The following is a 6,887-nucleotide window of genomic DNA, read 5'->3' as shown; positions in this document are numbered from 1 at the left end:
GCGCCGGTCCCGCCCCCACCGCCTCCAGCGTCATCCGGGTGACACCGGTACCGCGCACGCACGCCACCTGGTGCTGTTCGAGCCAGCCCAGCTTCCACTTGTGCCAGGCGAAGAAGTCGGGCGCGAGAGCGAACTGGCTGCCCATGAGGTCCCAGTCACCGACATGGGTGTCCCAGTCGCCCTTGCCGTCGACGGGCCGGTGGTAGAGGTCGGGCAGGTCGAAGACATGGCCGGTCTCATGGGCGAGGACGAGACGGTCCGGCGGATGCTTCTCGAACACGGTGACGACGCGGCGCAGACCCGTCCCGTCGACCTCCAGGGGCGAGTCCAGGTTCACCACCTTCGTCGCGTCCGAGTCGACGCCGGGCGCGTGCGGGTCGGCGATGAAGTACACGATGCCGTAGCGGGAGAAGTCGATGTACGGGTCGGCGGTCGCGAGGGCGTCCTTCAGATAGGCGGCCCGGTGCGGCGCGTTCCAGTCCCGCCGTATGGCGTACGACGTGGAGGGGCGCGGCATCTGCAGCCATTGGCGGTGCGGATGCGGATTCAGGGCGAACTTGCCGTAGGAGGCGCGTTCGAAGAACTGACTGGTGTCCGGAAAGTGATCGGCGGTCAGCTGTTCCGGGGAGGTGACGGGGATGGAGTCCGGAAAGGAGAGGAACACCAGTACGGCGTCGAGGTCGCGCGTGGGGCGCGGATAGGCGGCGTTCCAGGTGTCGAGACCCTCCGAGTGATGCGCCTCGGTCCTGCGCAGGGCGCACGCCTGGGACAGGGGTACGGCGACCGACGGGGCGGCGATCAGGGAGGTCGCGGCGAGGGCGGTCAGCGAGGTCAGCATGGCCGCCGTACTGCGCAACGCGGGCACGCGGCCGTCGAGGAGTCCCTGCCGGAGAGGCCCCTTCCAGGGGTGCGGACGCTGCACGGGGACCTCCGAACGCGAGTCTTGGGACACCGCGTACAGATTTTCCGAATTAGTAGCACTTTGCCCTGTTTGCCTGCACCAGACGAGTGAGGGACGGCCGTACAGCCCCCTCGGGGCGACACCCCGTGCACTCACGGAACGTCACAAGCGGTCGACGAATCCGGGAAGCCGTTCAGCTCGGGGCAGAAACGATCTGTCAGATCTGGTCGTTGTTCAGGGAGACTGGAGAGTGGCTAGAAGGCCCTGAGGGCAACCTCTATGATCGGCACACTTTCCTGCACGGACACGGCCAGAGCGCCCCTCGTACTTAGTTCGGCCGCTCCGACGACACAATCGAGATCCGTACGAAAAACGAGTGCACTGCGGGAGCGAACGGTGAGCGGAACGTCCCAAGGGCCGGCGCCCGCGGCAGACCTCGTCCGGTCAGCGACTACAGAGCGTCACGTCGAGGCGTCAGATGTGTCAGCGACGTCGGGCACGGCGGACGCGTCGGACCGAGCGGTGGTCGAGAGCACTCCCTCCGCCTTCTCCGCGGCGCCGCTGGCCATGGCCGTCGTCGACCGCGAAGGGCGGGTCGCCACCGCGAACGCGGCGATGGAGACACTGCTGGGGAACGGGGCGGCCGGGCCGCTCGCGGGGCGCGTCGCGGCCGAGTTGGTCGACCTCGCCGCGGACACCCGCACCTGGCACGCGTATCGCGAGGTGCTGCGCGGCCGACAGGCACGGCTGCGCTGTACCCGCCGGCTCAAACGGCCCGACGGGACCTCCCTGTGGGTCCAGGTGTCGGTGGCGCCGCTGCCCGAGGAGGAGGGCGCGGTCCTGCTCTCGGTGACCGACATCAGCGCCAACCGTCAACTTCAGGCCAGACTTCAGCACTTGCAGCTGCACGACCCGGTGACCCGGCTACCCAACCGCACCCTGTTCTTCGAACGGCTGGCCGCCGCCCTGGAGCGGGACGCCTACGAGGAGTCCGGCACCGGCCGGATCGGCCTGGTCTATCTGGACCTCGACGGCTTCAAGGCGGTCAACGACACCCTCGGCCACCGGGTCGGCGACCGGCTGCTCTCGGCCGTCGCCGAGCGGCTCACCCGATGCGCGGAGGCGGCGGCGTACGGCCGTTCGGCGGGCGCGCCGGCCACGGCCCCGCTGGTGGCCCGGCTCGGCGGCGACGAGTTCGCCGTGCTCGTCGAGGACTCCACCGGCACCGAACAACTCGCCGACCTGGCCGAGTCCGTGCTCAGGACCCTCCAGGCGCCCTTCGACCTCGCCGGGCAGCGGCTGTCCGTGTCGGCGTCGATCGGCGTCGTGGAACGGCAGTCGGCGAGCACCACGGCCACCGGGCTGATGCAGGCCGCCGACACGACGCTGTACTGGGCGAAGGCCGACGGCAAGTCCCGCTGGACGCTGTTCGATCCGGAGCGCAATGCCCACCGGATGACCCGTCAGGCACTGTCGTCCACGCTGCGGGCGGCCATCGGGCGGGGCGAGTTCGTCCTGGAGTACCAGCCGCTGGTGGGGATGGCGCAGGGCGAGGTGCGCGGGGTGGAGGCGCTGGTGCGCTGGCACCATCCGCAGTTCGGTCTGTTGACGCCGAATCGGTTCATCTCATTGGCGGAGGAGGACGGTTCGATCGTCCAGCTCGGCCGCTGGATCCTCGCGACCGCCTGTCGGCAGGCCCGCCGCTGGCAGCTCGACCACCCCGGCCGGGCGCCGATCTTCGTCAGTGTCAACGTCGCCGTGCGCCAGGTCTGGGACTCCGACCTCGTCGCCGATGTCGCCGAGATCCTCTCCGAGACGGGCCTCGCCCCGCATCTGCTCCAGCTCGAACTCACCGAGTCCGCGCTGATGGGCTCCGCCGGCCGCCCGTTGCAGGCGCTCAAGGCCCTCAGCGACATGGGGGTCCGTATCGCCATCGACGACTTCGGCACGGGCTACTCCAACCTCGCGTACCTGAGCCGGCTGCCGGTGTCGGTGCTGAAGCTGGACGGGGCGTTCGTCCGGGGCTTCCAGTACGAGACGCCGCAGGAGGGCGGGACCGGGGACGACGGGGTGCCCAACCCCGCCGACGAGATCATCGTCGAGGCCCTCGTCCAGCTCGCCCACCGGCTCGGGCTGACCGTCACCGCGGAGGGCGTGGAGACCGACGCCCAGGCCTCCCGGCTGCGCAGACTCGGCTGCGACACCGGGCAGGGATGGCTGTACTCCCGCGCGGTGTCGCCCGAACGGATCGGCGAACTGCTGGGCACCGCGGCGTGCCCCCAGACCTGAGGCCGCCTACCGAGTGCCCTCGGTACGGGCCTCGGTACGGGCCCCGGGCCTGAGGCCGCTCACCGATCGCCGTCGGTACGGGGGATCCGCGGCAGGTCGTAGGCGTCCGCGATCAGTTGGTAGGAGCGCAGGCGCAGGTCGGGGCTGTGGGCGTGGGTGGTGAGCATCAGCTCGTCGGCGCCGGTGCGCTTGTGCAGGTCGTCGAGGCGGGTGCGGACCTCGTCGACGGTGCCGTGGACGACGTCGGCGTTCCAGGAGTCGATGAAGTCCTGTTCGACCGCGCTGAACCGGTACGCCTCCGCCTCCTCCGGGGTCGGGACGAGGCCGGGGCGGCCGGTGCGCAGCCGGACCATGTTCAGGGCGGCGGCCCTGACCTGCCGGCGGGCCTCCTTCTCCTCGTCGGCGGCGAGGGCCGAGACCCCGATCAGCGCATACGGGGCGTCGAGGACCGCGGAGGGGCGGAACGTCTCGCGGTACAGGTCGAGGGCCGGGATCGTGTTCCGCGCGGAGAAGTGGTGCGCGAAGGCGAACGGCAGACCGAGTTCACCGGCCAGGCGTGCGCTGAAACCGGAGGAGCCCAGCAGCCAGATCGGGGGGCGGTGCGGGGACTGCACACCGCCGGGCGACGTGCCCTGGATCGGGCCCGGTACCGCGTGGACACGGCGGTAGGGGTGGCCGTCGGGGAAGTCGTCGTCCAGGAACCGGGTCAGCTCCGCGAGCTGCTCGGGGAAGTCGTCGGCGCCCTCGTGGAGCCGGGCCGAGCGGCGCAGGGCGGCGGCGGTGGCGCCGTCCGTGCCGGGGGCGCGGCCGAGGCCGAGGTCGACCCGGCCGGGCGCCATGGCCTCCAGCGTGCCGAACTGCTCCGCGATGACCAGAGGGGCGTGGTTCGGGAGCATCACGCCGCCGGAGCCGAGGCGGACACGGGTGGTGTGGGCCGCGAGGTGGGCGAGGATCACGGCCGGGGAGGAGGAGGCCACGCCGGGCATGGAGTGGTGTTCCGCGACCCAGTAGCGGTGGTAGCCGCGGTCCTCCGCCTGGCGGGCGAGGGCGACGCTCGTGCGCAGGGCGTCGGTGGCGGTGCGGCCGGCGCCGACGGTGACGAGGTCGAGGACGGAGAGCGGGACCGGGGCGGTGCCGTGCGTCTTGCCTCGGATCTCGTCTGCGGTCACGGCTGGCCTCCTGCTGTTCGCGGCGGTTCTTGGGTACGCCGGGAGTTAACAGGAGGGTGGCTCCGGTTATTCCGGGCCGGGGGGAGGAGGGACGCCCGCCTCATAGCTCGGGAGGCGAGGTGCGATGGCGGGTGCGGGCAGTCTCTGGCTTGTCGCGCAGTTCCCCGCGCCCCTGAAGGCTTCGGCCTGCGGCCCGGCCTTCATCCCGAAAAGCACGGGGCGCAGCCCCGGTCGCTTTACCCGCACCCGCCGAACAAACAGCCGCCCCCGAGCTACTGGGCGCCCGGTACGTACCCCTTCCCCTTGTCCACCACATGCGGCAGCCTCCGCCCCGCCTCCCACAGGTCGTACGACTTCACGAACTGTTCGGACAGGGCGTCGCGCCAGCCCACCGTGTCGCCGCTCATGTGGGGCGAGACGATCAGGCCGGGTACGTCCCACAGCGGGTCGTCCCCCGCCAGTGGTTCCCGGTCGAAGACGTCGAGCGCCGCCCCCGCGATCCACCGTCGGCGCAGGGCGTCCACGAGCGCGTCCTCGACCACGAGCCGGCCACGACCCACGTTCACGAAGCGCGCGGAGGGCTGCATGACGCCGAAGCGGCGGGCGTCGAACATGCCGCGGGTCTCCTCCGTCAGCGGGGCCGCCGCGATCACCCAGTCGGCGCGGGCGAGCAGCCGGTCGAGGTCCTCGGGGCCGTGGACGCCGACGCGTGCCACCCGGCCGACGAGGGCGCTGTGCACACCGATCGCTTTCAGCGACCGTACGATCGCCCGCCCGATGGGTCCCGACCCGACCACGCAGGCGCGGCTTCCCGCGACGCGCAGCGTCTCGCGGTGCCGCCACTCCCGGCGGCCCTGGAGCTCCCAGCTGCGGTGCAGGTCCTTCGCCATGCTCAGGACGAGCGCGGCGACGTACTCGGCGATGGGCTCGTCGAAGATGCCGCGGGCGTTCGTCACCACCGTGTCGGAGGCGACGAGTTCGGGGCACAGGAGGTGGTCGACGCCGGCGCTCGCCGTGTGCACCCAGCGGGGGCGGGGGCCGTCCCCGGGCCAGGCGTCCCGCACCGCGTGGGAGGTGAAGTCCCACACGAGCAGCACATCGGCGTGCGGCAGCCGCTCGGGCAGCGTCGACGCGTCGGTGTACTCGATCGTCGCCCGTCCGGTGAGGCGCCCGAGCCGGGGGCGGGGCTCGGCGTCGAGGACGAGGAGCGTCGGTCTGCGCGTCGCGGTCATATCGGTGGGAAACCGTCCGTAGTGCGGCCTGGACGGAGCGTGGATCGTGGCGGGATGCGACTCGATCGGCCCCGTGGGATGCGTGTGACATGCACTGATGGACACGCTCGCACCCGAACCCCCCGCCGTCAACCAGGACTTGCACACGTTCCGTCGCCGATGCCTCTCTCTGCGTGAGGCCGGTGGTCGTGTCGTGCACGCTGTCTTCGCCGCCTTTTCGGCCACGGGCCACGAGGCCGTGCCCGGCGCGGGGCGTGGATCCGCGTTCTCTCGGCCAACCAGGTGACGATGAGGGGCGGCGGTGCGTCACCTGGGTACCCGGGCGGTGGGTCCGTACCAGGCTCTGCTCGACGAGTCGGCCAGGCAGGCGTCCGGTGCGGGGCCGTCACACCACCGCCGGCGTCGGCCGGTAGAACAGGAAGGTTGGGCATGACCGCTCTCGGACTCCTCCACCCGGGCCACTCCGCCGAGGACGACTATCCACGCATAGAGCAGCTCCTGGGCAGCGACATCCGCGTCGACCTCGCGCGGATCGACGTCGGTGAGGACCCGCACCGGGTGGACGCGCTGCGGGAGATGGGTGCGCCCGAGCGGCTGGCAGCGGGCTGCGAGGCCCTGCGGCTGTCCGGCGCCGAGGCCGTCGTCTGGGCGTGCGCGGGCGGCAGCTTCGTCCTCGGCTACGAGGGCGCCCACGAACAGATCCGCGCCCTGGCCCGTACGGCGGGCCTGCCCGCCTCCTCCACCGCCTTCGCGTTCGTCCACGCGGCGCGGGAGGTGCACGCGTCCCGTGTGGCCGTCGCCGCGACGTACCCGGACGACGTGACCCGCCTCTTCGTCGACTTCCTGACGGCGGGCGGGCTGGAGGTCGTCTCCGCGCGCGGGGCCGGCGTCGCCACGGCGGCGGAGGTGGCCGCCTGGACCGTCGACGACATCCTCGCCCTCGCCCGGGACGCGGACCGCCCCGACGCCCAGGCCCTCCTGCTGCCCGACACGGCCCTGCGCACCGCCTCCCACATCCCCGTCCTGGAGAAGGAGCTGGGCAAGCCGGTCCTCACCGCCACCCAGGTCAGCGTCTGGGAGGCCCTGCGCCTGGCCGACCGCAGGGTGAACGCCCCGGAGCTGGGCGCCCTGTTCACCAGGGAACCGATCGTGCAGGCGTGAGCCGGCGGAACGCTCCGACGGTGCCCGGTGCCGGGGGCCGTCCCGTGCGGGTCCCGCGCCCGCTGGTCCAGGGGCGCGGGCGGCCGTCGCGGCCGCGGTCCAGTGCGGCCGGGCCCGCGGCACGGTGTGTGCGGG

At 72.2% G+C, this 6,887-nt stretch carries 5 protein-coding genes and 1 pseudogene; 3 read left to right on the top strand and 3 right to left on the bottom strand.

What is annotated here, in order from left to right; all coding sequences use genetic code 11:
* On the bottom strand, positions 1–922 hold a 922-nt coding region (locus tag AOK15_RS12500), incomplete at its 3' end, for a M6 family metalloprotease domain-containing protein (protein WP_055515906.1).
* A 501-nt stretch (positions 923–1,423) separates the two neighbouring features.
* Between AOK15_RS12500 and AOK15_RS12495 the strand changes: the two genes are divergently transcribed.
* Positions 1,424–3,190: a putative bifunctional diguanylate cyclase/phosphodiesterase gene (locus tag AOK15_RS12495; RefSeq protein ID WP_391333049.1), complete on the top strand. Its 1,767-nt coding sequence runs from the start codon at positions 1,424–1,426 to the stop codon at positions 3,188–3,190.
* Between the two features lie 59 nt (positions 3,191–3,249).
* Here AOK15_RS12495 and AOK15_RS12490 read toward each other — a convergent pair whose 3' ends face one another.
* Together AOK15_RS12490 and AOK15_RS12485 are read right to left on the bottom strand one after the other, a co-directional pair.
* Positions 3,250–4,359 carry an LLM class flavin-dependent oxidoreductase gene (locus AOK15_RS12490; protein WP_055515904.1) on the bottom strand — a complete coding sequence of 370 codons (1,110 nt, stop codon included), beginning with the start codon at positions 4,357–4,359 and terminating at the stop codon, positions 3,250–3,252.
* 272 nt (positions 4,360–4,631) lie between these two features.
* Positions 4,632–5,591, bottom strand: a complete 960-nt coding sequence (locus AOK15_RS12485) for a D-2-hydroxyacid dehydrogenase (RefSeq protein ID WP_055515902.1) — start codon at positions 5,589–5,591, stop codon at positions 4,632–4,634.
* A 258-nt stretch (positions 5,592–5,849) separates the two neighbouring features.
* Between AOK15_RS12485 and AOK15_RS48995 the strand changes: the two are divergent.
* Together AOK15_RS48995 and AOK15_RS12480 are read left to right on the top strand one after the other, a co-directional pair.
* A pseudogene (locus AOK15_RS48995) lies at positions 5,850–6,024 on the top strand (maleate cis-trans isomerase family protein); the annotation flags it as partial.
* Positions 6,021–6,752: a maleate cis-trans isomerase family protein gene (locus AOK15_RS12480; protein ID WP_055515900.1), complete on the top strand. Its 732-nt coding sequence runs from the start codon at positions 6,021–6,023 to the stop codon at positions 6,750–6,752. The pseudogene AOK15_RS48995 and the gene AOK15_RS12480, both read left to right, overlap by 4 nt.
* The last annotated feature ends 135 nt before the right edge of the window (positions 6,753–6,887 follow it).

Origin of the sequence: Streptomyces ossamyceticus (assembly GCF_001418475.1) — a bacterium.
In the GTDB taxonomy this organism is placed as follows: Bacteria; Actinomycetota; Actinomycetes; order Streptomycetales; family Streptomycetaceae; genus Streptomyces; species Streptomyces ossamyceticus.
This window is presented reverse-complemented; position numbering and strand designations above follow the sequence as displayed.